This window comes from Arthrobacter sp. KNU40 (assembly GCF_051515115.1).
GTDB lineage: Bacteria > Actinomycetota > Actinomycetes > Actinomycetales > Micrococcaceae > Arthrobacter.
The window spans coordinates 4,783,551-4,808,769 of sequence record NZ_CP195850.1; the positions used below are offsets into that span (position 1 = coordinate 4,783,551).

23 protein-coding genes and 1 pseudogene are annotated in these 25,219 nt (G+C 64.1%); 10 read left to right on the forward strand and 14 right to left on the reverse strand.

The features are described from left to right. Positions 1–12: 12 nt before the first annotated feature. Positions 13–867, forward strand: coding sequence for a LysR substrate-binding domain-containing protein (locus ACSKT0_RS22270; protein ID WP_236813341.1), 855 nt, complete (start codon positions 13–15; stop codon positions 865–867). Here ACSKT0_RS22270 and ACSKT0_RS22275 read toward each other — a convergent pair. Continuing rightward, positions 851–1,444 (reverse strand): TetR/AcrR family transcriptional regulator, encoded by a 594-nt coding sequence (locus ACSKT0_RS22275; protein WP_437771665.1) that lies wholly within the window; start codon positions 1,442–1,444, stop codon positions 851–853. The genes ACSKT0_RS22270 and ACSKT0_RS22275 overlap by 17 nt on opposite strands. 99 nt (positions 1,445–1,543) lie before the next feature. On the opposite strand from ACSKT0_RS22275, the gene ACSKT0_RS22280 reads away from it, so the two are divergent. From ACSKT0_RS22280 to ACSKT0_RS22290, 3 genes are all read left to right on the forward strand, one after another. Beyond that, positions 1,544–1,876 (forward strand): hypothetical protein, encoded by a 333-nt coding sequence (locus ACSKT0_RS22280; protein WP_437771666.1) that lies wholly within the window; start codon positions 1,544–1,546, stop codon positions 1,874–1,876. A gap of 55 nt (positions 1,877–1,931) precedes the next feature. Next, positions 1,932–2,360: an aspartate 1-decarboxylase gene (gene panD, locus ACSKT0_RS22285; RefSeq protein WP_437771667.1), complete on the forward strand. Its 429-nt coding sequence runs from the start codon at positions 1,932–1,934 to the stop codon at positions 2,358–2,360. Between the two features lie 144 nt (positions 2,361–2,504). Continuing rightward, positions 2,505–3,431 (forward strand): AEC family transporter, encoded by a 927-nt coding sequence (locus tag ACSKT0_RS22290; RefSeq protein ID WP_437771668.1) that lies wholly within the window; start codon positions 2,505–2,507, stop codon positions 3,429–3,431. A gap of 73 nt (positions 3,432–3,504) precedes the next feature. On the opposite strand, the gene ACSKT0_RS22295 is transcribed toward ACSKT0_RS22290, so the two are convergent. The 3 genes from ACSKT0_RS22295 to ACSKT0_RS22305 form a co-directional block, all read right to left on the reverse strand. After that, entirely contained in the window at positions 3,505–6,144 is a 2,640-nt protein-coding gene (locus ACSKT0_RS22295) for a trehalase-like domain-containing protein (protein WP_437771669.1), read from the reverse strand. A 115-nt stretch (positions 6,145–6,259) separates the two neighbouring features. After that, a complete protein-coding gene (locus tag ACSKT0_RS22300) occupies positions 6,260–7,249 on the reverse strand; it encodes an LLM class flavin-dependent oxidoreductase (RefSeq protein WP_437771670.1) in 990 nt (329 codons plus the stop codon). 111 nt (positions 7,250–7,360) lie between these two features. Then, positions 7,361–7,789 carry a YybH family protein gene (locus ACSKT0_RS22305; protein ID WP_437771671.1) on the reverse strand — a complete coding sequence of 143 codons (429 nt, stop codon included), beginning with the start codon at positions 7,787–7,789 and terminating at the stop codon, positions 7,361–7,363. A 189-nt stretch (positions 7,790–7,978) separates the two neighbouring features. Between ACSKT0_RS22305 and ACSKT0_RS22310 the strand changes: the two are divergent. The 3 genes and pseudogenes from ACSKT0_RS22310 (at position 7,979) to ACSKT0_RS22320 (ending at position 10,307) form a co-directional block, all read left to right on the forward strand. Then, positions 7,979–8,810 (forward strand): annotated as a pseudogene (locus ACSKT0_RS22310) (ABC transporter substrate-binding protein). A gap of 67 nt (positions 8,811–8,877) precedes the next feature. Further along, positions 8,878–9,828 (forward strand): D-2-hydroxyacid dehydrogenase family protein, encoded by a 951-nt coding sequence (locus tag ACSKT0_RS22315; protein WP_437771672.1) that lies wholly within the window; start codon positions 8,878–8,880, stop codon positions 9,826–9,828. A 44-nt stretch (positions 9,829–9,872) separates the two neighbouring features. Beyond that, on the forward strand, positions 9,873–10,307 hold the full coding sequence (locus ACSKT0_RS22320) for a GNAT family N-acetyltransferase (protein WP_437771673.1): 435 nt from the start codon (positions 9,873–9,875) through the stop codon (positions 10,305–10,307). Positions 10,308–10,456: 149 nt separating this feature from the next. On the opposite strand, the gene ACSKT0_RS22325 is transcribed toward ACSKT0_RS22320, so the two are convergent. Both ACSKT0_RS22325 and ACSKT0_RS22330 read right to left on the reverse strand, forming a co-directional pair. Next, positions 10,457–10,936 carry an NUDIX domain-containing protein gene (locus ACSKT0_RS22325; protein ID WP_437771674.1) on the reverse strand — a complete coding sequence of 160 codons (480 nt, stop codon included), beginning with the start codon at positions 10,934–10,936 and terminating at the stop codon, positions 10,457–10,459. A gap of 20 nt (positions 10,937–10,956) precedes the next feature. Continuing rightward, a complete protein-coding gene (locus tag ACSKT0_RS22330) occupies positions 10,957–11,508 on the reverse strand; it encodes an NUDIX hydrolase (RefSeq protein ID WP_437771675.1) in 552 nt (183 codons plus the stop codon). Between the two features lie 553 nt (positions 11,509–12,061). Between ACSKT0_RS22330 and ACSKT0_RS22335 the strand changes: the two genes are divergently transcribed. Further along, on the forward strand, positions 12,062–13,471 hold the full coding sequence (locus ACSKT0_RS22335; protein WP_437771676.1) for an MFS transporter: 1,410 nt from the start codon (positions 12,062–12,064) through the stop codon (positions 13,469–13,471). 59 nt (positions 13,472–13,530) lie between these two features. Here ACSKT0_RS22335 and ACSKT0_RS22340 read toward each other — a convergent pair whose 3' ends face one another. Beyond that, positions 13,531–13,818: a hypothetical protein gene (locus ACSKT0_RS22340; RefSeq protein ID WP_437771677.1), complete on the reverse strand. Its 288-nt coding sequence runs from the start codon at positions 13,816–13,818 to the stop codon at positions 13,531–13,533. 826 nt (positions 13,819–14,644) lie between these two features. Between ACSKT0_RS22340 and ACSKT0_RS22345 the strand changes: the two genes are divergently transcribed. Then, complete coding sequence (locus tag ACSKT0_RS22345) at positions 14,645–16,255, forward strand: ATP-binding cassette domain-containing protein (protein WP_437771678.1); 1,611 nt, start codon at positions 14,645–14,647, stop codon at positions 16,253–16,255. Here ACSKT0_RS22345 and ACSKT0_RS22350 read toward each other — a convergent pair. Genes ACSKT0_RS22350 through ACSKT0_RS22380 form a run of 7 tightly spaced genes read right to left on the reverse strand, consistent with a single transcriptional unit; the run spans position 16,252 to position 22,958 of the window. After that, positions 16,252–16,374, reverse strand: coding sequence for a hypothetical protein (locus ACSKT0_RS22350; RefSeq protein WP_437771679.1), 123 nt, complete (start codon positions 16,372–16,374; stop codon positions 16,252–16,254). The genes ACSKT0_RS22345 and ACSKT0_RS22350 overlap by 4 nt on opposite strands. After that, a complete protein-coding gene (locus ACSKT0_RS22355; RefSeq protein WP_437771680.1) occupies positions 16,371–17,780 on the reverse strand; it encodes an NtaA/DmoA family FMN-dependent monooxygenase in 1,410 nt (469 codons plus the stop codon). Before ACSKT0_RS22355 ends, ACSKT0_RS22350 begins: the two co-directional genes overlap by 4 nt. 9 nt (positions 17,781–17,789) lie before the next feature. Further along, positions 17,790–18,956 (reverse strand): LLM class flavin-dependent oxidoreductase, encoded by a 1,167-nt coding sequence (locus ACSKT0_RS22360; RefSeq protein WP_437771681.1) that lies wholly within the window; start codon positions 18,954–18,956, stop codon positions 17,790–17,792. Then, positions 18,940–20,100 carry an LLM class flavin-dependent oxidoreductase gene (locus ACSKT0_RS22365; RefSeq protein ID WP_437771682.1) on the reverse strand — a complete coding sequence of 387 codons (1,161 nt, stop codon included), beginning with the start codon at positions 20,098–20,100 and terminating at the stop codon, positions 18,940–18,942. Before ACSKT0_RS22365 ends, ACSKT0_RS22360 begins: the two co-directional genes overlap by 17 nt. Next, positions 20,097–21,095, reverse strand: a complete 999-nt coding sequence (locus ACSKT0_RS22370) for an ABC transporter substrate-binding protein (RefSeq protein WP_437771683.1) — start codon at positions 21,093–21,095, stop codon at positions 20,097–20,099. The genes ACSKT0_RS22365 and ACSKT0_RS22370 overlap by 4 nt, the downstream gene beginning before the upstream one ends. Positions 21,096–21,108: 13 nt before the next feature. Continuing rightward, positions 21,109–21,948, reverse strand: a complete 840-nt coding sequence (locus ACSKT0_RS22375) for an amino acid ABC transporter ATP-binding protein (protein WP_437771684.1) — start codon at positions 21,946–21,948, stop codon at positions 21,109–21,111. After that, positions 21,945–22,958 carry an amino acid ABC transporter permease gene (locus ACSKT0_RS22380; RefSeq protein WP_437774095.1) on the reverse strand — a complete coding sequence of 338 codons (1,014 nt, stop codon included), beginning with the start codon at positions 22,956–22,958 and terminating at the stop codon, positions 21,945–21,947. The genes ACSKT0_RS22375 and ACSKT0_RS22380 overlap by 4 nt, the downstream gene beginning before the upstream one ends. Positions 22,959–23,243: 285 nt before the next feature. Here ACSKT0_RS22380 and ACSKT0_RS22385 point away from each other — a divergent pair, with 285 nt between their 5' ends. Further along, positions 23,244–25,193, forward strand: coding sequence for an FAD/NAD(P)-binding protein (locus ACSKT0_RS22385; RefSeq protein WP_437771685.1), 1,950 nt, complete (start codon positions 23,244–23,246; stop codon positions 25,191–25,193). Positions 25,194–25,219: the final 26 nt, after the last annotated feature.

Sequence of the window (25,219 nt, forward strand, 5' to 3'; positions counted from 1 at the left end):
TCAAGGAGTCCCGTGTTCGAACCCGTGCAGCTGCGGTCCTTCCTGGCCGTGGCCGAGACTTTGAGTTTCACGAAGGCCGCCGAGCGCCTCGGCTTGGCGCAGCCCACGGTCAGCCAGCACGTGAGAAAGCTGGAGACGGCGGCCAAACGGGCACTTGTAGCCCGCGATACCCGGGATGTCCGGCTCACGGACAATGGCGACGCCATGGCAGGCTTTGCCCGCAATATCCTCTCCGCGCACGATTCCGCGGCGAGGTACTTTTCCGGCTCCGCGATGCGAGGTCGCCTCCGGTTCGGAACCGCCGACGATCTCGCCATCACAGGTTTGCCTCGGATCCTGCGCGAGTTCCGGCAGTTGTACCCCCAGATCAACCTGGAACTCACGGTCAGCCAGAGTGACCAGCTCTACAAACGCGTCAATGCGGGGCAGTTGGATCTCGTATTCGTGAAGTGGGTGGGCGAGGCGAAGGACGGCACGGTCGTCCGGCACGACAAGTTTGCCTGGGTGGGCGTCGAACAGACGGTGCTGGACCCCGCCAGCCCTGTGCCGCTGATCTGCTATCCGGCCCCGAGCGTCAGCCGGAAACTTGCCATCGACGCGCTGGAGGCCATGGGCCGGACGTGGCGGGTCACCTGCTCGACCAAGCAGATCGCGGGCGTCTTGGCAGCGGTGCGCGCAGGCATCGGCGTCGCAGTCATGCCGTCCTCGCTGGTTCCCGAGGACCTCACGGTGATCACCAAACGCTTCGACCTCCCGCCCGTGGGTGACGTCGACTTCACCTTGATCCGCAACCCTTTGGCGAACGCCGAGGTAGTGGATGCGCTGACACAGGCGATCATCGGCAGAACGCTCAACAAGCAGGCGTAGCCAGCGACTGTGCGGCGAGGAGGACGGTCCGGACGATCGCCTTCCGGCGCCGCTCCGCCCTGCTTGACCCCTTGCTGCCGGCCATGAGGCCATCCAGCTCGGGCAGTACCGGCCAGGCGTCACACAACGCAATGATGGTGAGCATCAGATCGGCCGCATCTTCTCTGGACGTCCCGGGGATGGCTCGGATGACACCGTCAACTTTGTTTCTGCAGTTCGCGGCCCGGCCCGGACGGTTGACCACATATTCGCCCCGCTCCAAACCCTCCCAAAACAGCAGCCTCGGAAGGGTGGCATCTTGGTGGTGATGGTCGAACAGGCGTCCGGCGTAATCGGCCAAGGCTTCGGGACCAGCGCCTTCGACGCGGACTTCGTCCACCACCTTGCTGAGCTGGGACGCGATCACGGCATCGAAGAGAAGATCTTTATTGCCGAAGTACTGATAGATGCGTTCCTTGTTGACTCCGGCCGCAGCCGCGATGCGGTCCACCCTGGCGCCGGCGAGTCCGAATTGGCAAAACTCGGCAGTGGCTGCCTCAAGGAGGAGTCGCTTGGTCCGCTCGGTATCCCATGCCATGTGTCCACCTTAACAGATTCCAACCAAGTAGTTGCAGTTTTTGAGGGCGAGGTCTAGTCTGAACTCACGCCGAAAGCAACCAATTAGTTGGAGAATGTCATGAGCACCCAAATCCCCGTTTCCGCACCCGCGGATAGCGCCGCGGTTGCGCCGGCTCCCGCGCCCGCTCCGCACTCTGCGCATCTGCCTTCAGTACACACGCCTTCAGTACACATGCGTGCCGCCATCACGTGGCTGGCCATCTTCCCCCTCGTCGCGATCGGCATGACGATCCTCGCTCCGCTCACCGAGTCCTGGCACCCCGCGCTGCGCGCCCTCGTCCTGACCCTCGTTGTGGTTCCTACCGCCGTCTACGTGGTTGTCCCGAAGCTTCTCGCTGGCTACGGCGCCCTGAAGAGGCGGCAGGCAAGAAAGGCCACGGCCAAGGCCTAGCCTGTGTCAGGTATCACCAGGCGATCGAGCGGCCACGCGCTAAGCTTGTCACGTTATGAACCGCACAATGTTTAAGTCCAAGATCCACCGTGCAACGGTGACCCATGCCGATCTGCACTATGTAGGTTCAGTGACGGTCGACCTGGATCTGCTGGATGCCGCGGATATTCTCCCCGGCGAGCTCGTCTCCATTGTTGACGTGACCAATGGCGCGCGCCTGGAAACGTACACCATTGCCGGCGAACGCGGCTCGGGCGTCATTGGCATCAACGGTGCCGCAGCGCACCTCGTGCACGTGGGTGACGTCGTCATCCTCATCACCTATGCCGAGATGACCACCGAAGAGGCCAAGGCCTACCAGCCCAAGGTTGTCCATTTGGACAGGGCCAACAAAATCGTCCAGCTCGGCAGCGATCCCGCCGAAGGCATTACTCCGGGCATCATGCGCCCGCCCCATGCCCTCAACAACGCACAGCTGAACTAGACTCCCGGTCCCCGGCGGACACCCCTTCTTCGCGGTCCACATGGCGGAACATGTCGCCGTCGAACCTTCCAGGCGAATAAAGCTGATTTAGGCTGGGACTGTGAACCCACGCCGCTCCGCGCCCGTCCCCCTCCGGATGCCGTAGTGCTGGGCGTCCTTTCCGGGTTCTTCGTGGTGTGGGCCATCATTCTGGTGGGCATGTTCGTCGGCAAGCGCGGGATCCTGGGGGACAATGCGCGTTCGGTCCTCAGCGGCCTGACCTTCTTCGTCGCGAGCCCTGCGCTCCTCTTTGAAACCCTGGGCAAGGCCCGTCTCCACGACATCTTTGCCGCCCCGCTCCTTGTCACGGCGGTGGGCGCCGTCGCCACAGGCAGTTTGTTCTTCGTCATCGTGAAGTTCTGGCTCAAGCGCTCCCTGCCCGAATCGCTCATGTCATCCATGAGCGCTTCCTTGGCCAACTCAGCGAACCTCGGCATCCCTATCGCGGTGTTCGTCCTGGGCGACGCCAGCTATGTGGCACCGCTGTTGATCTTCCAGCTCGCGTTTTTCACGCCCATGTACCTGATGGCGCTCGACGCGAGCACCAGCGCCCACCGCACCACTCCCCTGCGCTTCGTCTTGATGATCGTGCGGAACCCGATGATCGTGGGATCGGCCCTCGGTTTGGTGGTGGCTGGAACGGGCTGGCAAGTGCCCTCGCTCATCATGGACCCGATCCATTTGATCGGCGGAGCCGCCATTCCCGCGATGCTGATGGCGTTCGGGATGAGCCTGAACGGCTCCCGGCCCCTCCAAAAGGACACGGAACGCCGGACGGACGCGCTCCTGGCCAGCGGATTCAAGCTTTTAGTCCACCCCACGATGGCGTACCTGTTCGCCCGCTTCGCACTGGGCCTGGAGGCGCATGCATTGTTCGCAGTGGTTGTCACGGCGGCCCTGCCCACTGCGCAGAACGTATTTGTGGCTGCGAGCCGCTACAACACGGGAATCACCGTGGCCAAGGATACGGTCCTCATCACCACGGTGGTGGCCGTCCCGGCGATGATCGCCGTGGCCCTGCTGCTTACCTAGCCCAACTGGCCCGCATTTGTTGTCGTTTTGGGCGCCGAAAACGACATTAAGTGCGAGCTAGTTGGGTGGGCACCTACTCTTCGTCCACCGAGTCGAGGTACCTGTCCAGGAGCTGCGCACAGCGGATGAAGCCCAAATGCGAATACGCCTGCGGGTGGTTCCCCAAGTGGGTCTCGGTGCCCGGGTCGAATTCCTCGGGAAGCAGACCGGTCGGGCCGAAGAGGGCCACGAGCTGGTTGAACAGCTCAAGCGCATCGTCCAGTCGACCGACGGCCAGGTACGACTCGATCAGCCAGGTTGTGCAGATGTGGAACCCGCCCTCCAAGCCCGGCAGGCCGTCGTCGTACCTGTACCGGAACACGGTGGGACCCACCCGCAGTTCCCGCTCGACGGCGGTGACGGTGTCCAGGAAGCGCTGGTCGCGGACGTCCAGCAGGCCCGAGAGTCCGATGTGCAGCACCGCCGCGTCCAGGTCCGGGCTGTCGTAGGCCACGGTGTAGGAGCTCGCGGAATCATCCCAGCCCTCGCGGAGGACTTCCGCGCGGATGTGGTTGGCCGTTTCCTCCCACTCGGTCCCGATGGGGCGCCGGAACCGGACCGCTGTCTGCATGGCCCGGTCCAGGGTCACCCAGCACATCACCTTGGTGTAAATGTGGTGCCGAGGCGCGCGCCGGGCTTCCCAGATGCCATGGTCCGGTTCGTGCCAGCGGGCCAGGACGGCGGATGCCATCTGCTCCATGAGTTTCCAGTGCTCGTCCGGCAAGGTGCCGCGGCGTCTACTGAGGGTCTGGATGAGTTCGGCGATCGGCCCGAAAACGTCCAGCTGGACCTGGTGGTCGGCTGCGTTCCCGATCCGCACGGGCCGCGAGCCGGCATAACCGGGCAAGCTCTCGATAATGGCCTCCGTAGACAGTGGGGAGCCGGTCACGGAGTACAGGGGGTGCAGCCATTCCGGACCGGGCGCGTTCTCGAGAATGCGGCCGAGCCAACGGAGGAACCCGTCTGCCTCCTCGGTGGAACCCAGGTCCACCAGCGCATTAACCGTCATTGAGCCGTCGCGGAGCCAGCAGTAGCGGTAGTCCCAGTTGCGGGTGCCGCCGATCCCTTCCGGCAGCGACGTGGTTGGCGCCGCGAGGACAGCCCCGGTCGGCTCGTGTACCAGGGCTTTCAGGACCAGGGCCGAGCGCCGCACCAACGACGGTTTCATGTCGGGCAGTTCCAGCCCACGGACCCACTTCCGGGATTGGTGCGCGACGGCGGCCCGCCGGGCGAGCTCCCCGGCGGGGTCCGGCGACGTCGGCTCCGTGTCTCCGCACCTCAGGTTCATGACGACGGGACCGTACGCGAGGCTGACTTCCGCGGTGGCGGTGCCGTGCTTTCCGTCGCTCGTGACTGTGAAGGACACTCCGGGGGCGAAGAGAATGATGGGATCCGAGGTGCCGACGACGTGCAACTCTTCGCCGCGGATTTCCATGTTGAAGGGGGCGTTGGCGTAGTCCGGCCGCGGTGCGAAAACAATCCGCGCGCTGCCGGTTCCGGACAGGACACGTACCAGGCTGGTGATGCCGTCCGGTGCCGGCTCAAGATAGTCGGTGACCGTGACGTCCGCCCAGCGCGTCTCCACGATCATGGTGTTGTCCACGTAGCGCTGGCCGAGCACCTTCGACGTCTTGACCGGTTCCACGGTGAAATGGCCGGCCGGGTCGCCACCGAGGATGTGGGCAAACAACGAGCCGGAATCCGGGAGGGGATGGCTCATCCAGCAGATCTTGGCCTCGGGGGTGAGGAGCGCCGTCGAGGTCCCGTTGCCGATCATCGAATGCCGCTCCAGCCCCACCGCGTCCTCGCCGAACAGCCACGCGCGGCGCAGTTCGAAGAGGATGGCGAGCACTTTGGCGAACGACTCCGGGTCCGGCAAGCGGTGGCGTGCCTTGGTTTCCCCATCACCAACGTGCAGGCCAAGATCCGGGCCCCGCAGGGTGGCGATCGCGAGTTCATCGCTGTCCGCGTCGCCGGCAAACAGGGCCGCGCTGGCCCCCAACTGTGTACGCAGATGCTCCAGCGCGGCGTCTTTGGAGGGCTCCACGATGGACAGGTCCAGAACGGATCCGTCCACAATGAAAAACAGGCCCAATTCACGGGCGATCTGGTGCGCCTCGCGGGTCACCCGTGCCACGACGGCAGGAGTGGCCGGCCTAGTGTGGATGGCTACGGCCACGGGCTTGCGCTCGATGCTGATCCCCTTTTCAAAACCGATCGATTCGTTGAGGGCGGTGGCTGCCTGTTGAAGGACGGCTTCTGTGGCCATCGAGACGCTGTACGCGTAGGTCATGTCGAACTCGGCGCCGTGCGAACCTACCAAGTGGACTTCCGCCGGCAGCCTTGACACCGCGGCAAGGTCCCGCAGCGACCTCCCGGAGATGACGGCCGTGTGCGTGTTCGGCAGCGCAGCCAGGGCCCGAAGCGCGACGGCGGCACTACCCAAGGGCAGCGTCTCAGTAGATACGCCTTCCGCAGCGCAGAGGGTTCCACCGTAGTTGCAGGCAACCAGAAGCCCCGGAGTGCGGGCCAGCATCCTCAATTCTGCTAGCAACTCCGGAGTGATTCCATCGTGGGCGGCCTCGGATTGGACTGTCGTCCGCAGGAGGCCCAATGGAAGCGACTTTGTCAGCAGCGCCGTATCGGCCACGGACAAATTGAGCGGAGTTGCCATGGGGACGATCCTTCCGAGGTGGATTCGTCCAGTTTCCGCCCGGCTAGTTTCGCCTCCATGACCCGCGTATTGCCGGGGTGTAACGAATTTGCTTGGTTACGTTTGGACGGCGCAGCTACACCCGCGCCAACCCCACGGCTTCCGCGACCAGCTCCACGGATCGCAGGCGCTGCTCCGTGCCCGTGCTCTGGTGGGCAACGATCAGTTCGTCGGCATCGGCGTGGCGGGCAAACTCGTCGAGATAGTCGCGCACCACTTCTGGTGTGCCCACGGCCGAGTACTTCACCATCTGCGCGATGTGCTGGCCCTGGGGCGAGTCGAGGATGAGGTCCGCCTCGGCGTCGGTGAATTCGCGTCCGCCGCCAAGGAAACGGGAGACCCGGTCCCGCTTGACCTCGAGGAAGAGGCGTTGGGCTTCTGCCGCCGAATCTGCGGCCACCACGTTGACGCCCACGATCACGTAGGGCTCCGGCAGTTGCTCGGACGGCTTGAACTCGCGGCGGTAGACGGCGACGGCGTCCTGAAGAGCGTTGGGCGCGAAGTGCGAGGCGAAGGCGTAAGGCAGGCCGAGCTGCGCGGCGAGATGCGCCCCGAACAAAGAGGAACCGAGGATGTAGAGCGGCACGTTGGTGCCCTTGCCCGGCGTGGCTTCGACGCCCTGGATGCGCGTTGGTCCTGTGAGGTAGCCCTGCAATTCCAGGACGTCCTGCGGGAAGGTGTCCGCGGCCATCGGATCGCGGCGGAGTGCACGCATCGTGTTCTGGTCACTGCCGGGCGCCCGTCCGAGGCCGAGGTCGATGCGGCCCGGGTTCAGCGTCTCAAGGGTGCCGAACTGCTCTGCGATGGTGAGGGGCGAGTGGTTGGGCAGCATGACGCCGCCGGCACCAAGCCGGATGGTGCTCGTGTTGGCCGCGATGTGGGCGATCAGCACGCTCGTGGCCGAGGAAGCGATCGAACCCATGTTGTGGTGCTCGGCGTACCAGATCCGGCGGTAGCCGAGCCGTTCAGCCAGTTGCGCCATGGCGACGCTCCCGGCGAAGCTCTCCGCCGCCGTCTGGCCTTTGCCGATGATTGCCAGGTCGAGGATGGAGAGGGGAACAGTCACGTGATGCCGGCCTTTCGAAGGTGGTTTCGTTCAAGGGGCCGGTTTCCCGGCCCTTCTTGCGACAACGACGGCGGCGCCCGGGTTATTTCTCCCGCTTGCGTGGGTTCCGTCTCAGCTCATAAAGATGCCTTTGCCGGTCTCCATATCGATGGGCAAGGACGAGTGCTCGTGGGAGATCTTCCAGGCGTCGTCCTTCTTCTCAAGGCAAATGGTGAAGCGGTTGGTCATCGCGCGGAGCCGTTCCCCATCAGCCGAGATCCCGGCGAAGGTGACGGCCGCATGCCCGAAAGCCACGTCCTCTCCGGCGACGGACTGCACATCGTTGAATTCGACCCGTACCCGCTCATCGCCGAGCGAAGAGAACCATTCGCCCGCCATCGACCGCCAAGCCTCGATTCCCGTGTATTGCCATTGCCCCCAGGAATCGTAGATGTGGACGTTGTCGTCGTAGAGCGCCGCGAATGCGTCAACGTCCTTCGCGTGGACAGCAGCTGCGTAAGCCTCCAGCGCCTGATTGACCGGGGTTTGCTCGTTGCTCACGAAAAATCTCCTCATGTGTCGGCGGTTGTGTGGGAAGCCTACACTGTGGTTGTTTTGTGACCCTTCGGGACCTCGAATGAACCTCCGTTAACCCCTGTATCCCACCGTTTCACAGCGCTTTGACCGGTGCTGGGCCCTGCCGGATAGTTGCTGCAACGCACACCATCCATCGTTTTCGAAGGGGACTCCATGGCTATTTCACGCCTCAAAACAGGCACCGCACTGGCACTCGCCGTGACCACGGCTCTCGGCCTTGCCGCGTGCTCGGACCCGGGCGCCTCAGCCGCGTCAGCGCCGTCGTCGTCCGCTTCCGCTGGCAAAACCTTCAACCTGGCTCCCGAGCAGAACCGCTTTCCGGTGCAGGTTTCACCCGAAGGAGTCCCTGGGACTCAAGGCGGACATCGTCCCGACGGCGTGGGCCGACTGGCCGCTGGGCGTGGAATCGGGCAAGTACGAGGCCGTCATCTCGAACGTCACCGTGACGGAAGAGCGCAAGCTCAAATTCGACTTCGCCAGCTACCGCGAGGACAAACTGGGCTTCTACGCCAAGCGCGACAGCCCCATCACGAAGGTGGACTCGGCTCCGGACGTTGCGGGCAAGCGGATCATTGTGGGCTCGGGCACCAACCAGGAAGCAATCCTGTTGCGCTGGGACGCCGAGAACAAGAAGAACGGTTTGAAGCCGGTTGAGTTCCAGTATTACGACGACGACTCGGCCTCCACGCTAGCGCTTCAGTCGGGCCGTGCGGACCTGACGTTCGGGCCGAACGCGACCGCGTCCTACAAATCGCAGACCGACGGCAAGACAAAGAACGTGGGCCTGGTTGACGGCGGGTGGCCACTCAAGGCGAGCATCGCGGTGACTACCAAGAAGGGCAACGGCTTCGCGGCGGCAGCCCAGGCAGGACTGAACTCGCTCATCAAGGACGGCACGTACGGAAAGATCCTGGACCGCTGGGGTCTCACTGCGGAAGGCATCCAGAAGTCGGAACTGAACCCGCCGGGCTTGCCGAAGAGCTAGCGACGGCTTCGGGGTGTAACTTTCCACGTAAACGGAACCGCGATCCGGACACGCGAAAGGGAATTCCATGGGCCGGCGCCTTGCCATCCTCGACGACTACCAAGCCGTCGCCTACGATTACGCGCCGTGGGCTGAGCTCACCGACAACGGCGTTGATGTCACCGTCTTCACGGAGCCTTTGGCGGACGCCGTGGATGCCCTCCGCGACTTCGACATCATCATGGCCATGCGGGAACGGACCAGTTTCGACGCCGGGATCCTCCGGCAACTGCCGAAGCTGAAGCTCTTGGTCACCACGGGGATGGCCAACGCAGCCATCGACGTGCGCGCGGCCGGGGAACAGGGCATCACTGTCTGCGGGACAGGCGGTTCACCCACCGCGGCGCCCGAGCTCACGTGGGCCCTGCTTCTGGCGTTCGCACGAAAGGTGCCACTCGAGGACCGTCAGCTCCGCTCTGGAAGTTGGCAGAGCACGGTGGGTTTCGAACTGTCAGGGAAGACCTTAGGGGTGCTGGGACTCGGAAAGATCGGGAGCAAAATCGCCGGCTACGGCAAGGCGTTCGGCATGGACGTCATTGCTTGGAGCCCCAATCTCACGGAAGAGACTGCCGCCGCGGCCGGCGCCAGGAAGGTGGGCAAGGAAGCCCTGTTCCGGGAGGCCGACGTCGTTAGCGTCCACGTGCGGTTATCGGAACGGTCCCGGGCTCTCGTCGGGCAGGACGAACTGCGGCTCCTCGGCCCCAAAGGCGTCCTGGTGAACACGGCCCGCGGGCCGATCGTGGACGAGGCCGCGCTCCTCCGCGGGCTCAACGAGGGCTGGCTCGGCGGCGCGGCCCTGGACGTGTACGACGTCGAGCCCCTCCCGGTGGACCACCCGCTCCTCACTGCGCCGCGAACCGTGCTGACACCGCATTTGGGTTACGTCACGTCGCAAAGCTACGCCCGCTTTTACGGCGAGGCCTTCGAGGACGTCCGCGCGTGGGTGCGGGGGAACCCGGTGCGGGTTCTTACTGGTTGATTCGGCGGCGCCGATTGGGGTTGAGGTTGGGGTTGAATAGTCCAGTGCCTGCCGAATTCTCACTCCGTCCCGCCGTGCCCACCGATGCCGATTGGATCGCTGAACTGCGCGCCGTCGTCATGCGTCCGGATTTGGAACGGCTTGGCCGTTGGGATCCTGTCCGGGTGCGGGAGCGCTTCTTGAATGCATTCCAGCCGGAACACACCTTAGTCATTGGCGTGGAAGGGCACGCTGCCGGTGCCATCGCTGTCCGCCCGGAACCCGATGCGCTGTGGATCGAACACTTCTACCTCGCTCCGGAGTTCCAGGGACAAGGACTCGGGGCCGGCGTGCTCCAGCGGGTCATGGGCGAGTCCAAGGACCACCGGCCGTTCCGGCTCAACGTGCTCCAGGGCAGTCCGGCCCGGCGCCTCTACGAACGCCACGGCTTTGTCCTGGAGACCGCGGATCCGGTGGACGTTTTCATGGTCGCGGGCTGATTGGTAACGAATGGTGTGGTTTGCGAACTGTCAGGATCGGGCGCAGGTGCCATCCGCACGCCTGAGTCCACATCTGTGGATTGTCCGCCGAGTGGACTGCGAAGCAATGCCAATGCCTCCTTCCACACGGCGGCAAGCCGCAGCCGCCACTACCTGCTCTGTTGTTCTGCAAACCGGGCAATCACAGCCGCATCCGGTTTGTGGAACGTTCGCCAGTCCGAGCGAACATCGACCCACCGCGCGGGCTGGCCATCCTCCGGCAGGAGCGCCGTCGCGGGATCGGCGATCGTCCAGTAGGACAAGTTCAGTGTCGCTGACCAGTCCGACCGGTAGGAACGAGCAGCAGCGAAAGCCGGGCGGTCGGCAATAGGGAGTTCGACGCCGGTCTCTTCCGCAAGCTCGCGAGCTGCGCCCTCGCGCGGCGTCTCGCCCGGTTCCACTCGTCCGCCAGGAGGTACGAGGCCGCGCCAGCGATGCTCAACAACGAGTATCCGTTGGAAGTCCGGCGAGAACACCCACACATCGGCTGCTAACGGGCGCGGATTCATGAGCCATTCCGAATGGAACCAGGTCAGGAGTCCCTCTTCTGCGATGTGCGCAATGGACACATCATGGATGGCCGCTTCCACGGAGAGCCTGTTGTGCACTGTTAACCGATCGGCGTCCCACTCAGTGCCATCGCGGTGCGCCGGGCGCGTTCCAAGCGCGCGCAGAAGCCTGCCGGCACTTGAACTGGCAATTCATTGATCGGGAACCAGCGGACGTCCTCGCTTTCATCACTCACGGCGATCTCCGCATCCGGGTCTGCGGCCGCGGCGAACCCCACATCCCAATGGGTAGTACATGAGAATCCCCCATGCAGATCGTGTCGGTCAAGATCCACGATCGCGGGAGAAAGCAGGACAAGGTCGTCAATTCCGGACTCCTCGCGGGCTTCCCTCTGTGCAGCTTCCGCCACCGATGCGTCCTTGGACTCGACGTGACCGCCGAACTGCACCCAGAACTGCCCCTTGCGATGGAAACACAGGAGAACACGATCGAATTCGGGCGAAAACACGAAGCAGGACCCCGTGACATGCTCGGGTCCACCATTTCGACGCAACGCGGCGTCCCCCGCTACCTCCAGGAACCGCAGATACGCGTCTCGCGATCCCGATTCAGGAAGTGTCCTAAGGCTGGCGAGCAGATTGGCAAGAGGCATCCTGCCATTTTGCCGCACGAGGGTACGAACAACTCAATGCCACGGCGAGTGGTGTGATTCGTCGGATAGATGTCACTTTGGTGCCCGTTAGTCGATCCTGCACCGGGCACTACGAGTCGTGGTCAGGGACGTTTGATGTCATGGTTCTGGGGCCTAAAGATCCGCAGGTTCCACGGCAGCCATCGCAAATGGCCACGCCGACCGAATTCGAGGCGGTCCACTACGCGCCTCCGCAACTCGTATGACTGCGGCATGGAACCTGCGCCGGTTCAGATGGACCCCCGTGAGTCGACGGATACAAGCAATTAACACATCAAACTCTTGACCGGGTGAGGATCGCACCCTTAGAGTTCTCTGATATATGAGTTATATGTCACATTATGCAGCAGTGATACATGACGACGCCGAAATCATCTCGCGAGTCCTGCGCGGCCATATCGGCTGGCGTCAAACCAGTCGGCATCGTCCACTGGTCGCTAAGGGCTGCGGCTGTCCGTGCGTCTAGGAAACGGCGTCAGCGGTTTGCGCTGAAGTCAGAAGGGAACAAATCTCAATGATCTATCCGACCGGGACGACGGCCTCCGTCGACACCTCCATATCAAGAGAGACCAGCTCCAAGTTCAAACGCCGCTTCATGGTGCGGCTTGTCGGTGTCTTCATCGGCGGGATGTTCCTGGATGGTTACATCCTCGGAATCATCGGCCCCGTCAGCGGACTCATGCGGTCAGATCTCCAGCTCGACGCACTATCTCTGGGCATGATTGCTGCAGGCCCGCTGGTTGGAATCTTCGTCGGCTCCCCGCTGGCCGGCTGGGCTACTGACAAGTTCGGACGCAAGCCCATGTTCCTCGTGGACATGGGCCTGTTCCTGGTCGCCTCAGCGGCTCAGTTCTTCGTAACCTCCGGAGAAGGGGCTGTGATCCAGCTGGCCATCATCCGGTTCTTCATGGGTGTCGCGATCGGCGGCGAGTACTCAATCGGTGGGCCATTGCTATCAGAGTTCTCCCCTCCAAAGCTCCGCGGGCGATTGCTCGGGCTGACTCTGATCGCCTGGTACGTCGGTTTCATGATGGCATTCATCATCGGCACGCTCCTGCACGACGCCGGCACCCCATGGCGCCTCGTAATCGGCACGAGCACGATACTCGCATTCGTCCTGTTCCTCGCCCGCTTGGGCCTCCCCGAATCGCCGAGCTGGCTCATTACGAAGGGACGGCGTGAGGAAGCACTCGCGATCGCACGCAGATACGTCGAATCGCCCCAGATGCACAACAGCATCACCGAAGAGATCGATCTGAGGATGATCCAGGAGGCCCAAGCCGCGCAGAATAGGACCAAAATCAAGGGCTCCTCCTTCGGAATGCTGTTCTCGAGGCAGTACTGGCGCACCACCCTCTTCACCTCAGGTTTTTGGTTCTGCGCGGTCACTCCGTACTTCGCGATCGCGACCTTCGCCGACGACGTGCTCAACCAATTCGGCTTCGGCGGCTGGACCGGTGGAGTCGGCCTGTCCGCACTTGCGGCCGCGGGTGTTGTCACCACCGTACTTCTGATTGACAAGCTCGGCCGCCGGATCCTCACCGTGCCCGGGCAGTGGCTCTGCGCAGGCATCCTGCTGATCATCGGAGTCTGGGCGAACGCACCAGCGATCCTCGTGCTCGTACTGTTTCTCGCCTTCTCCTTCTTCAATGCCGGCTACACCACGATGACCCAGGTCTATCCGGCCGAGGTATTCCCCGGCCACCTGCGCGGCATCGGCATGGGCTTCGCCGCGGCCTTCAGCCGCATCGGAGCCGCACTCGGCACCTTCGCCCTGCCATGGGCGATCAGCAACATCGGCCTGGGCCCAAGCATGATCGTAGCCGCCGCCGTCGCATTACTCGGCGCAGTCCTCTCGCAATGGCTCGCGCCTGAGACGAAGGGGCGCACCCTCGCCGAAATCTCAGCAAACTTCTCCCACTGACACCGGGACTGCACGGTGATTTCGAATCAGAGCTAAGGCCCTCGGGCGGAACAGGGGCGTCAGTGGTTGGGGCCCGCCAGTCGATCCAGCCCGTGCTCCACTGCGGAGCCGAGAAGCTCATTGACGTCAACGTCCATGACAGTGTTATCGACTTGCTCGGTCAGGTCGATCGTGACGTCGTCGAGCTCCCGGCATTGATCGGCGACAGCCAAGTGGGTTATGAGTGGTTTTAGGCCAGCTAGTTTGGTGCCAGCCTCTCTGTTGTTGAGGCGGGTTTCGGCGAGGCCGGCACCGCGTTCGAGGTGCTCCGCGACAAATTGAAGATCCAGGATCAGTCTTTCGTTCACAGCGTAATCACGTGGCCGCGAGGACTGCCTGTGTCGGGTGCATCCTGGGGTCATGCCGGCGAATGGCCACAAAGAGTTGCGGCTAGCGCACCGGATATGCCCGTATCTCTGCTTCCCACTCGGCAGTTGCAGTGCCGAGTTCGGCGAGGGTCATCGTTAGGCACACGTAGTTTTGCAGGTGGCCGTGAGCTCCTGTTAGGACGAATGATGGTTCGGCTTCGTACAAGCTTCATCTTGCTCCCTCCTGATCGACCGAACCCGGTAGCGCGAGGCATCCGCCGGACCTTCCCCGTCTAGTCAGCCATACGAGGGTCCATGACCAAGGATAGAGGACCGAGATTCGCTAGTTCGATCCGCCCGTAAGTGCCCGGTGAAGGGCGCCCCAAACGCTACATTTCAGGGCAACATGCAGCGCTGAACATTCGAGGACGAACTAAGGCTTCTCGGCCCCGAAGGTGTCCCAGTGAACACCGCCCGCGATGCTCACCGTTTAGGGCCTCCCTGTGAACCAAAGTGATGAATGCCGGCGTTCATCCCCAATTGGCCGCTCAAGAAGTTTGCGGTTATGGTTTTGGCTATGGAGATTGAGGTCGACAGAGCCTAGCCACCTGACGTTCGGTGGCCGCCCGGTTGTTTGCGCTCATGCGCACCCGGTGAGAAATCTCGCTTTCAGTTGTCCGCAGGCGCTATTCCCTGCGTCCGATCTGATAGGTCCGTATGTCAGGTGCAGTGCCCTCCGAAGTAGCGCGCGTTTTTGCGCCCCGGAGAGAGCACGTTGACCCATGACTGCGCCCCCTGATGGGCAAGAACCAAAGGACTGTGTCTCATGTCAGCACAATCAGCCATCACATTGCACGACCTGTCATTCGAGTGGCCTGACGGCAGCCCCGCTCTTCACCGGCTCAATGGAACCATGACTACCGGCCGGACCGGACTAGTCGGTCGCAATGGTGCAGGAAAATCGACCCTGCTCCGTTTGATTGCCGGCAAGCTGAAGCCGACCCTGGGGCGCGTCGAAACCGTCGGTGACGTCGGCTACCTCCCGCAGACGTTGACCCTCGGGCACCACACGACGGTCGCCGTGCTGCTCGGCATCGACGGCACACTCAAGGCGCTCCATGCCATTGAGGCCGGCGACGTTGACGAGCGCCATTTCGACGCAGTCGGCGACGATTGGGATATTGAGTCCCGGACAGACGAGGCCCTACACGAAATCGGCTTCTCCGCGGACGATCTCAACCGACGGGTCGGCGAGGTCTCGGGCGGCGAGGCGATGCTCATCGCACTGACCGGACTGCGCATCCGCCGAACCCCGGTTACGCTTCTCGACGAGCCGAGCAACAACCTCGATCGGCGCACCCGGGCCAAACTTGCCGACTTTGTCGACAGTTGGCCGGGCACCCTCGTAGTGGTCAGCCACGACCTCGAGTTGCTTGAGCACATGGACTCCACAGCTGAGCTTCACTCCGGCAAGCTTGACGTGTTTGGTGGCCCGTACAGTCTTTTCACCGGACATCGCGAGCAGGAGCAAGCCTCCGCGGTCCAGGCGGCCCGCAGCGCCCAGCAGGCGCTGAAGGTGGAGAAGAAGCAACGCGTCGAAGCCGAAACGAAGCTTGCCCGCCGCGAGCGCACAGCGAAGAAGACCCAGGCCAGTGGCGGTATCCCGAAGATCCTGGCCGGCAACCGTGCGAGCAAGGCGCAGGCATCGGCTGGCTCGATGCGCTCGATCCTCGACGACAAAGTGCTGTCAGCCCAGGCCGCCGTCGACGCCGCCGACGCGAGGGTCAGGGAGGTCGAGCACATCCACCTCACTCTCCCCGATCCCGATGTGCCGCGGAGCCGCCGGATCGCCGAGCTAGGCGACGGCTCCCGGACGATTGTCATCCAGGGCCCCGAGCGCGTGGCCTTGGTGGGACCCAACGGCTCCGGTAAGTCGACACTCCTCAAGCACCTCGTCGAGGGGCGCCCCGCAGAATCTTCGGGCCGGATCAGCGGAAGGCTGCTGACAGACCGGGTGGGATACCTCCCGCAACGGCTCGACGGCCTGGACGATTCCCTTTCGGCACTGGACAACGTGCGGGAGGCAGCACCGGCGTCGGCGCCCGGGGACATCCGCAATCAACTCGCACGCCTCCTACTCCGGGGATCCACGGTTGATCGCCCGGTCTCCAGCCTGTCGGGAGGAGAACGGTTCCGGGTCAGCCTCGCGAAGCTGCTACTAGCGGAGCCGCCCGCCCAGCTGCTGATCCTCGACGAGCCGACAAACAACCTCGACTTTGCAAGCGTCAAACAGCTCGCCGAAGCCCTGGACGCCTACCGTGGCTCACTGCTTATCGTGAGCCACGACCTCGGTTTTCTCAGGCGCCTGAATATCGACACAGTGGCCGAGCTCGACGGCGAAGGGGGCCTGCGCGAGCGCACGGAGCCACTCGCCTAAAGCCACTGTTCCCACACTGTCAGTTGGAGCCGCACCAGCTCCGCGTCTGGGTCGCGGGAACCGCCGTCGTCGGTCTGCAAACCGACGACGGCGGCCGTCGCGTCCGCGCGCTCCCTCACCGCCCGCCCCGGGCAGGTACCGACTCCAACGACTCCGATCGCACCGGCGTCGCCAGCCCCAGGTTCTCGCGGAGGGTCGAGCCGACGTATGCCGTGGGGTACACGCCGCGTTCCTGCAGCTCGGGCACGAGATGGTTCACGATGTCGTCCAGGCCCGTGGGGATGAGCCAGGGCGAGATGTTGAAACCGTCCACGGCACCCACGCGGGCGTATTCGGCCAAGGTATCGGCCACGGCTGTGTAGGATCCCGTGAACGTCGCGTCCACCCTGGAAGTCCTGGAGCTCACGAACTGCCGGATGGACAGGTTCTTCCCCTTGGCTTCGGCGCGCCACTGCTCGGCGAGCTGCCGGGCCTTGGCCCCGTGGAAACCACTGCCACGCGTCTCGGAGGTCTCTTCCACCACCGGATCGATGTCCGGCAGCGGACCATCGGGATCGTAGGCGGACAGCTCGCGGCCCCAGAACTGTTCGAGATACGCAACTGCCTGCTGCGGCCCGATCTGCAGGCTGCGGACCCACTCCTTCTTCTCGCGGGCTTCCTCGTCAGTCGCGGCGAGGATGAACTCGCTCGCCGGCATGATCTGGACGTCGTTGGCGCCCCGTCCGGCTGCCAAGGAACGCGAGACGATATCAGCGCGGAACTCCACGGCGTCGTCGAACTTCGGGTGCGCCGAGAAGATGACATCCGCTTGGCGGGCGGCGAAGTCGCGGCCTTCCGGGGAATCGCCGGCTTGGAACAGCACGGGCCTGTACTGGGCGCTGCGCGGCAACCGCGGCGTGACGTCCACCGTATAGTGCCGCCCGGAATGGTGCACGGGCCGTGCATGCGACGGCACCGCCCAGGACTCCGCGGAAACTGACGAGGCGACCGCTCCGTTCTCCCACGAATCCCAGATCCTCTTGGCGGTCTCCACGAAGGCCTCGGCGTGAACGTAGCGATCGGCGTGGTCCAGGTAGCCGCCCCGCCGGAAGTTTGCCCCGGTCCACGCATTGTCTGTGGTCACGACGTTCCAGGCCGCGCGCCCACCGGAGAGCAAGTCGAGCGAAGCAAGCCGGTGCGCAAGGTCGGCGGGATCGTTGTAGGTGGTGTTTTGAGTGGCCACGAGTCCGATATTCGACGTCACCGAAGCCAACGCCGCGAGCATGGTCTGCGCGTCGGGCCTGCCCGCGACGTCAAGGGCGTGCGGCCGGCCGAGGTGTTCCCGCAAGCGCAGGCCCTCACCCAGGAAGAACGCCGCGAACAGCCCGCGCTCGGCGGTCTGCGCGATCCTCCGGAACGATTCGAAGTCGGTCTGCGAACCGGATTCGGGCGCCTTCCAGATGGTGCCGGAATTGACGCCCTGGAAGAAGATTCCGAACTGGATCTTCCCGCTCGGCTGGAATTTAGCACGGTTGTGCTGTGTCATGTTCTCTCCTCAGATTTCCGAGCCAAGGCTCGCGTACCGGCTCAGCGGCCGTTCAAGACCCAGCAATTCCCGGAACGTGCCGCCCTGGGCAACAGGCTGGAGCGCCCTGCGGCGACGAAGCTCGGGGAGCACCAGCTGCCCCAACTCCTCGAGTTCCACATCCAGCACAGCCGGATGCAGCCTTACGCCGTCGGCCACCGCAAGCAACTCGGCAAGGAAGTCCACCAATTCCGCTGCCGTGCCGACGAAACGCGCCCGGGAACTGGACCACGGAGTAAACGCGTCCAGTTCGGCGAGCCGCGCGGAGGCGCTTTGCCCGCGCGAGTCGAGGACGACGTCGAGCTCTGCGACTACCGCCGGGCCGCCCGCAAGAGTCGGGCCGCCCCCAACAGCGGTCCGGGCACGCACCTCTGCAACCTCCGCGGCAAGAAGTGAAGCCGTCGGAGCGGACACCAGCACCACATCGACGTCCGAAGGAAGCAAGCCAGTCCGCGCAACTACTGGCAACTGCCCTTGCAGCGGACGCGGAATGATCGAGGGGCCCTTCACCGAATACCCGGCCCCTGCGAAATCCGCTGGCGTCTCGAAGTCGACGTAGTGCAGTTTGTCGACGTCGAGGTACTGCCCGCTGGGGACGTCGCGGATCACGGCGTCGTCCTCCCAGGAATCCCAGAGCCGCCTGCTCACTTCCACCGACGCCGCGGCCTCTTGCGCCCGCGCGGCACCTTCAACGAAAAAGCGCCCGACGGCGGCAGCCTCCTCCGCGTAACCGCTCGCCGCGACGAGCCAACCGGCCCGTCCGCCTGAGACGTAGTCGAGGCTCGCTAGCTGCGTCGCGATGTGGAAAGGCTCGGTGTAGACGGTGTCGACTTCCGGAACCAGCACAATGGAACTCGTCACCGGCCCCGCGAAGGCGGCGCGCTGCAAGGCATTCAGGCGGCCGGCAACATCCCGCCCGCCAGCGACTGCACTGCCCACCGGACCGTCGCCGAACGTCGCCACATGAAACCCCGCCGACTCCGCCGCCAGCACCGTGCTCCGGATCCGCGCACCGTTCAGCAACCCATCCGGGGCATGCCGGGCTTTGCGCCAGGCGGCTGGGTGGGCGCCGTCGCCGTCGAGCTCCAGGGCCAAGAATCCGGGCTGGCCCGGACGAGATTCAGTGAGTGTGGACAAAACTCCTCCTGTGGTTGACGTGGTCTGTGGCGACGGTTCCGGCAGCGTCCGGTGACGTGGCTCCGGCGAATTCGGGACGACCGCCGTAGGGATCCGCGGTCTCCCACAAGGTGGTGGCTGCGGCTGCGCGGACGGCCGGGATGATTTCGAGTGCGAACCGCTCCAGAATCTCCAGCTGTTGCTCGAAAGGAAGCGTGGTGGGCAAGGAGATGGACTGCAGATCGTGGCCGAAGAGCGAGTGGTAGCTCAGGATTTTGTCGATGACCTGTTCCGGGCTGCCCACCAGCGCAGGACCTTCAGCCACAGCGTGGTCGATATCCCGGAACGGCGAATTGTTGCCCGGGACGTTGCGCCCGATCGCCAACGCTTCATAGACATGCCCGAACTGGCGCTTGGCTTCCTGCGTGGTGTCCGCGACAAACACTCCGCCGGCGCCGGAACCCGAACCGAGGTACTGGTGGCGCGGATCGTGACCGTGGCGTTCGTATTCCTCGCGGTAGTGCTCGATCAGGATCTTGTAGTTCTCACGAGGTTGGATGGCGTTGGCGGTGAACAGGGGATCGCCCCATTGGGCGGCGAGCGCAGCCGAAGTCAGGGTTGTAGCCGAGCCGTGCCAAATCCGCGGCGAACCCGCAAACGGTCGCGGCGTCGTCGTCGTTGCTTCGGTCAACGCAGGCCGGAAACGGCCGGACCACATGACGTTTTCCTCCCGCCACAGCCGCCGCAACAGTCCATACTTCTCGGCGAGCAGCTCCCACTGGTCACCCAGGGAGAGCCCGAACAAGGGATACTGAAGCACCTCGTTGCCCTTGCCGATCACTAGTTCCAGGCGGCCCCGGCTCAATTGATCGATCGTCGCGTAGTCCTCGGCCACCCGCACCGGATCGAGCACCGACAATACGGCGACGCCGGTTTGGAGCCTGATGCGGCTGGTGACGGCAGCGATCGCGGCGAGGACTGTCGTCGGGGACGAAGAGATGAACTCACCGGCGTGCCGCTCCCCCACCGCGAAACTGTCAAAACCCAGCTCCTCGGCCTTCCGGGCAGTCTCCACCACCTGGTTGAGCCGCGCGGCCGTCGAGACGATTTCGCCGGTCACCGGGTTCTTCAGGTGCGGAATGATATCGAGCACCTGGAACTTCACTGTGATTTCCCTGCCGGGGCGACCCCGAAGTTTGCCTCGGTAACGGTCTTGGATTCCGGCAGTGCTTCCTCGCTCAGACCCCAGCGATCCAGGACCTTGCCGTAGGTACCGTCCTTGATAGCCGAATTCAGGGCATCCGTGATGGCGGGAGCCAGGCCGTTGCCTTTGAGGGTGGTAGCCGCGACGAGGGTCTCGGAGGGCCAGCCGGCATTGACTTTGCCCACGACTTTGAGGTCGTTCCGGGTGTTTTCCCGATAGGACACTGACGGGTAGGGCGCGAGGTTCAAGTCTGTCCGGCCCGAGGAGAGCGCCAGGATGGTGTCGGCGTCGGAGGAGTAGTACTGCAGGGTTGCCGGCGCCTTGCCGCGGGATTCCAGGTCCTTGTTCCAGGCCAGGAGGATCTTCTCCTGATTGGTGCCCGAACCCACCGAGACCTTCAACCCCGAGATGTCGTCCGCGCCCTTGATTTTGTACGTGGACGATTTCTTGGCTTCGAAGCCCATGTACGCGGCGCGGTAGGTGGAGAAGTCGAACAGTTTCACCCGGTCCTTGTTGATGCCCACGTTCGAGAACACCGCTTCAAAATCTCCCGACTGGGTCTTGAGCGGCCAGTTCTCCCAGGAGGTGACCTGCACGTCCAGGCCGAGCCCCAGTTTGTCGGCAACGAGCTGTGCGATGTCCACCTCAACGCCGATCGGGGTCTTGTCATCCGTGGCGTGGAAAGACAGCGGGATGGACCCGGCGGTGGTGGCAACGGTCAGTTTGCCGTCCTTGCCGATCGCAGCGGGAACTGCGGCTGCCGCGGCGGGGTCCTTCTGTGCCCGGATACGGTTCTGCTCGGGCGAGGTGTTGTAGACGACGCCGTTGCGCGCCGCACTCGCTGACGGGCTGGCTCCAGCAGCCGATGCGCCGGGATCGGAGCAGCCGGCGAGCGCCGGCAGTACGACGGCGGGCAGCACCGCGAGCGCGAGAAGCCTGGTTTTGATGCGTTGCATTTTCAAGGATTCCTCAGATGTTGAAAGCTGGTTCGATGACTTTGGAGAAGAAGCTCCGCGTCCGTGGTTCACGGGGATTCGCGAAGATCTCGCGGGGACTGCCGTGCTCCACGATCTGGCCTTCGTCCATGAAGACGACGGTGTCTGCCACATCGCGGGCGAAGCCCATTTCGTGCGTGACGATGATCAACGTGGTGCCCGATGTAGCGAGTTCGCGGATGACGTCCAGGACCTCATTGACCAGCTCCGGATCCAGCGCCGAAGTGGGTTCGTCGAAGAGCAGGATCTTTGGGTCAAGGGCCAGCGCCCGGGCGATGGCAACGCGCTGTTGCTGGCCGCCCGACAATTGCCGCGGATAGGCATCGGCCCGGTCCTTGAGTCCCACGCGGTCCAGGAGTTCGAGCGCACGCTTGCGCGCTTCGGCCTTGTTCCGGTGGAGCGCGACGACGGGTGCTTCAGTCACGTTTTCCAGCGCGGTGAGGTGCGGGAACAGGTTGAAGTTCTGGAACACCATGCCGATGTCCGTGCGCTGTTTGAGGATGTCCTTTTCGCGCAGTTCGTGTAGCTTGTTTCCACGGACCTGGTAGCCCACCAATTGGCCGTCGATGGTGATGTACCCGCCGTCCACCTTTTCCAAGTGGTTGATCGTCCGCAGGAGGGTGGATTTCCCGGAACCGGAGGGCCCCACGATCACCGCAACGCCGCCTGGCGGAACCGTCAGGGAAACACCCTTGAGGACTTCAGTGCCCCCAAAAAACTTGCGGACGTTGGTGATTTCCACGTGGCCGCGGGTTGCAGCGGCGGCTGGCACCGCCGTCGTCGGGCCCTCAGAGGGAAAAGCGGCGGCACTCATCGGGCGTCCTTTGATCGGTCACTGTTCACAGGTGCGTGGGTGCCAAAGAACTTCCTTGCCTTCTGCAGCGGAGTGAGCGGCAGGTTGCGGACGGCGCCCTTCGAGTAGTGCCGCTCAATGTAGTACTGGAAGACGCTCAGGACCGAGGTAATGGCCACGTACCAGAGGGTCGCCACGAGGAGCAGCGGAAGAACCTGCTGGGTGCGGTTATAGATGACCTGCACGGTGTAGAAGAGCTCGGAGTAGGCCAGGACATAGACGATCGACGTTCCCTTGACCAGGCCGATGATCTCATTGAAAGCGGTAGGCAAAATGGCCCGCATGGCCTGCGGCAATACGATCCTGGTGGAGCGTCGCCACGCCGGGATGCCCAGGGCCGCGGCTGCCTCGAGCTGTCCCTGATCCACCGAGAGGATGCCGCCGCGGATGATCTCCGCCGAGTATGCCGCCTGGTTGAGGGTCAGACCCAGCACGGCCGCCGCGAATTGGCTGATGAGCGTAGTGGTCTGGACTTCGAAGAAGCGGATATCCGTGAAGGGGATGCCCAAGCTGATCTTCTCGTAGAGGTAGCCCAGGTTGTACCAAAGCAGCATCTGGACCAACAATGGCGTTGAGCGGAAAATCCAGGAGAACGTCCAGGACACTGAAAGCAGCAGCGGCGAGGCCGAGAGCCTCATGAGCGCCAGGATGAAACCGAGGACAAAGCCGAGCGCACCGGAGATTGCCGTCAGCTTGAGTGTCTCGACGAGGCCGTTCACGACGGATTGCGCGGTGAACCATTGTGCCACGACACCCCATTCCCAGCGCGGGTTGGTCGCGAGGGACCAGGCAACAGTGACGACGCCAAGCGCCACCAGCACGGTGCCTACCCAGCGCCATGGATGCCGGGCCGGCACCAGCTTGTAGCCGGAGTAGTCGGCTGCGCTCCGTGCCGCGGCCGCCGTCGGGCTTTCCGCGACGGCGCTGGCAGGCGCCGGTTCCGGTGCAGATTGCTGTGCGGACTGCGCCACTGTGGTTGCTGCTGAACTCACGCGCCACCTCGCTTCGTATCGCTTGATTGATCGGATGGCTGCCAATCTAGGGGCGTCGTCGAAGCGGCTGCAAGACGGATTTTTGCACTTCTTCATGGGGATTCATGGCGCTTCGCGCGGCTTCATATGGAGCCATATGGGTCCGTTCTTTGCGCTTGTTGACGCACCGTGACGCGCAATGAACGGCCGTTACCGGCGCCTCGACCGAAGCCCCGCCAGGTCCCTAGGCTCGGGTACCACCAGCCACCGCCAACAGGAGTTGCCATGCCGTCCTTCGCCCCCACGATCGTGTTCATTGGCGGTGGTCCGCGCTCAGCCGGCATCCTCGAACGGCTCGGGACCAACAAGCCCGGACTCTTCGACGGCCCACTCTCCATCCACGTCGTCGAGCCGTACGAACCCGGTTCCGGGAGGATCTGGCGCTATGACCAGAGCCCGGGACTCCTGCTCAACTCCACGGCAGCGGACGTCACGATGTTCACCGACAGTTCCGTGGCCTGCGACGGCCCCGCAGTCGACGGTCCGGGCCTCGCCGCGTGGGCAGCCGGCGTGTTGGACAGTTCCATCCGCGACGTCCCGCAGTTAGAGCCCCACCTCCTCGAGCAGCTCCGGGCGCTGACACCGGCATCGTTTCCCAGCCGGCAGCTCCAGAGCAAGTACCTCGAGTGGTTCTTCCGCAGGGCCGTAGCGGCACTCGGTCCGGACGTCCCAGTGACGGCCCACCGGGACATGGCCACCGCCGTCGAGCATCTTGCTTCAGAGCGCGACGGTGCGAAGTACCGTGTGCGGCTCGCCTCCGGTTGGGTCCTGGAGGCGGACCTCGTGGTGTATTCGCTGGGGCACACGGATTCCCAAGCCGGGCCGGAATCAGCGCGGCTGGCCGGGTTCGCCGCGCGCCATGGCGGGTTCCACGCGGCGCCGTCGTACACCACCGACGTCGACTATTCCGCGATTGCCCCTGGACAGGACGTCCTGGTCTCGGGCATGGGTCTGGCATTCGTGGACCTTCTGGTGCTCTTGTTCGAGGGCCGCGGCGGTCGCTTCGAAGACAGGCCCGACGGCGGCCTGGACTATGTGCCGTCCGGCGCCGAACCGCGGCTCTGGGCAGGCTCCCGGCGCGGAGTCCCCTACCACTCCAAGATCTCCTCGACCCTGCGCGGCGAGCCCGTCGGCGTGCCCCGGTACTTCACCGCGGGCGCCGTGGAATCGCTGCTCGCCGCCCACGAGGAGCTCGATTTCCGCACCCAGCTCTGGCCGCTCATCGCCAAGGACGCCGGCCACGCCTACTACCGCGAGCTGTTCACAGGCTATCCCGAGCGCGTCCGGGGAAGCTGGGACGAGTTTTCCGCGCATTTCGATGCCCTGGATTGGTACAGCCATGACCGCGAGGACCTCGTAGCCTGGGCCATCCCGGACCCGGCCCTCCGGCTCGACCTCGAGGCCCTGGACCAGCCGTTCAGCGGCTGCGCTTTCGCGGACCATGCCGCGGTGCAGAGATCGGTGGCGAACTACATCGAACGCGACCTCAAGCTCCGCACGAGTCCGGACCATTCGGAAACCCTCGCCTTGTTCACGGCCCTGCTCCGCGTCTACATGGAACTCGGCCGGCTGGTCCCCCAGGAACGGCTCAATTCGCGTTCCCAACAAGCGGTGCACGGATGGTGGCACGGCTTCTTCAGCTTCGTGGATTCCGGCCCGCCACCGCACCGGCTGCGCGAAATCCTCGCCCTGCACCGGGCCGGATTACTGCAATTCCTGGGCCCGGGCATGTGGGTGCGCCCGGACGAGGCCAGCGGCCGGTTCGTGGCCGGTTCCTTCCAATCGCCCGTGGTGGTGGATGCGGCGGCGTACATCGAGGCACGGTTGCCGTCGCCGTCGGTGGCGCGATCGGCGAACCCCGCTTTGGCGGACCTGCACGACGCCGGTTGGGGCACCGAACAGTCGCTTCTCACCGCGGACGGCCCGCACTCCACCGGTAAGCTGTTGGTCTCGAGTTCGCACGAAGTCCTGGCTCCCGATGGCGGGCGGCAGGCGGGGCTTTTCGCCGTCGGACCCTGGACCTCGGGTTGGGGCGCCGGTGCGTTCGCGCGGCCCGGAACCAACGCAGCACCGTTCCGGGAGAACGACGCCCTGGCCCGCCGCCTCCTCGCCGAACTCTCCGCCCGTCACCCAAGCACCAGCCACCCAACTGACTCGCAGTTGTTGTCGTTTTGACGCCTCATAACGACAACAACTGCGAG

Bases quoted from the DNA above. Each gene is read 5' to 3' on its own strand.
- ACSKT0_RS22275 (WP_437771665.1), bottom strand. From the start codon at position 1,444: ATGGCATGGGATACCGAGCGGACCAAGCGACTCCTCCTTGAGGCAGCC.
- ACSKT0_RS22280 (WP_437771666.1), top strand. From the start codon at position 1,544: ATGAGCACCCAAATCCCCGTTTCCGCACCCGCGGATAGCGCCGCGGTT.
- panD (WP_437771667.1), top strand. From the start codon at position 1,932: ATGAACCGCACAATGTTTAAGTCCAAGATCCACCGTGCAACGGTGACC.
- ACSKT0_RS22295 (WP_437771669.1), bottom strand. From the start codon at position 6,144: ATGGCAACTCCGCTCAATTTGTCCGTGGCCGATACGGCGCTGCTGACA.
- ACSKT0_RS22315 (WP_437771672.1), top strand. From the start codon at position 8,878: ATGGGCCGGCGCCTTGCCATCCTCGACGACTACCAAGCCGTCGCCTAC.
- ACSKT0_RS22330 (WP_437771675.1), bottom strand. From the start codon at position 11,508: ATGCCTCTTGCCAATCTGCTCGCCAGCCTTAGGACACTTCCTGAATCG.
- ACSKT0_RS22335 (WP_437771676.1), top strand. From the start codon at position 12,062: ATGATCTATCCGACCGGGACGACGGCCTCCGTCGACACCTCCATATCA.
- ACSKT0_RS22345 (WP_437771678.1), top strand. From the start codon at position 14,645: ATGTCAGCACAATCAGCCATCACATTGCACGACCTGTCATTCGAGTGG.
- ACSKT0_RS22355 (WP_437771680.1), bottom strand. From the start codon at position 17,780: ATGACACAGCACAACCGTGCTAAATTCCAGCCGAGCGGGAAGATCCAG.
- ACSKT0_RS22370 (WP_437771683.1), bottom strand. From the start codon at position 21,095: ATGCAACGCATCAAAACCAGGCTTCTCGCGCTCGCGGTGCTGCCCGCC.
- ACSKT0_RS22375 (WP_437771684.1), bottom strand. From the start codon at position 21,948: ATGAGTGCCGCCGCTTTTCCCTCTGAGGGCCCGACGACGGCGGTGCCA.
- ACSKT0_RS22385 (WP_437771685.1), top strand. From the start codon at position 23,244: ATGCCGTCCTTCGCCCCCACGATCGTGTTCATTGGCGGTGGTCCGCGC.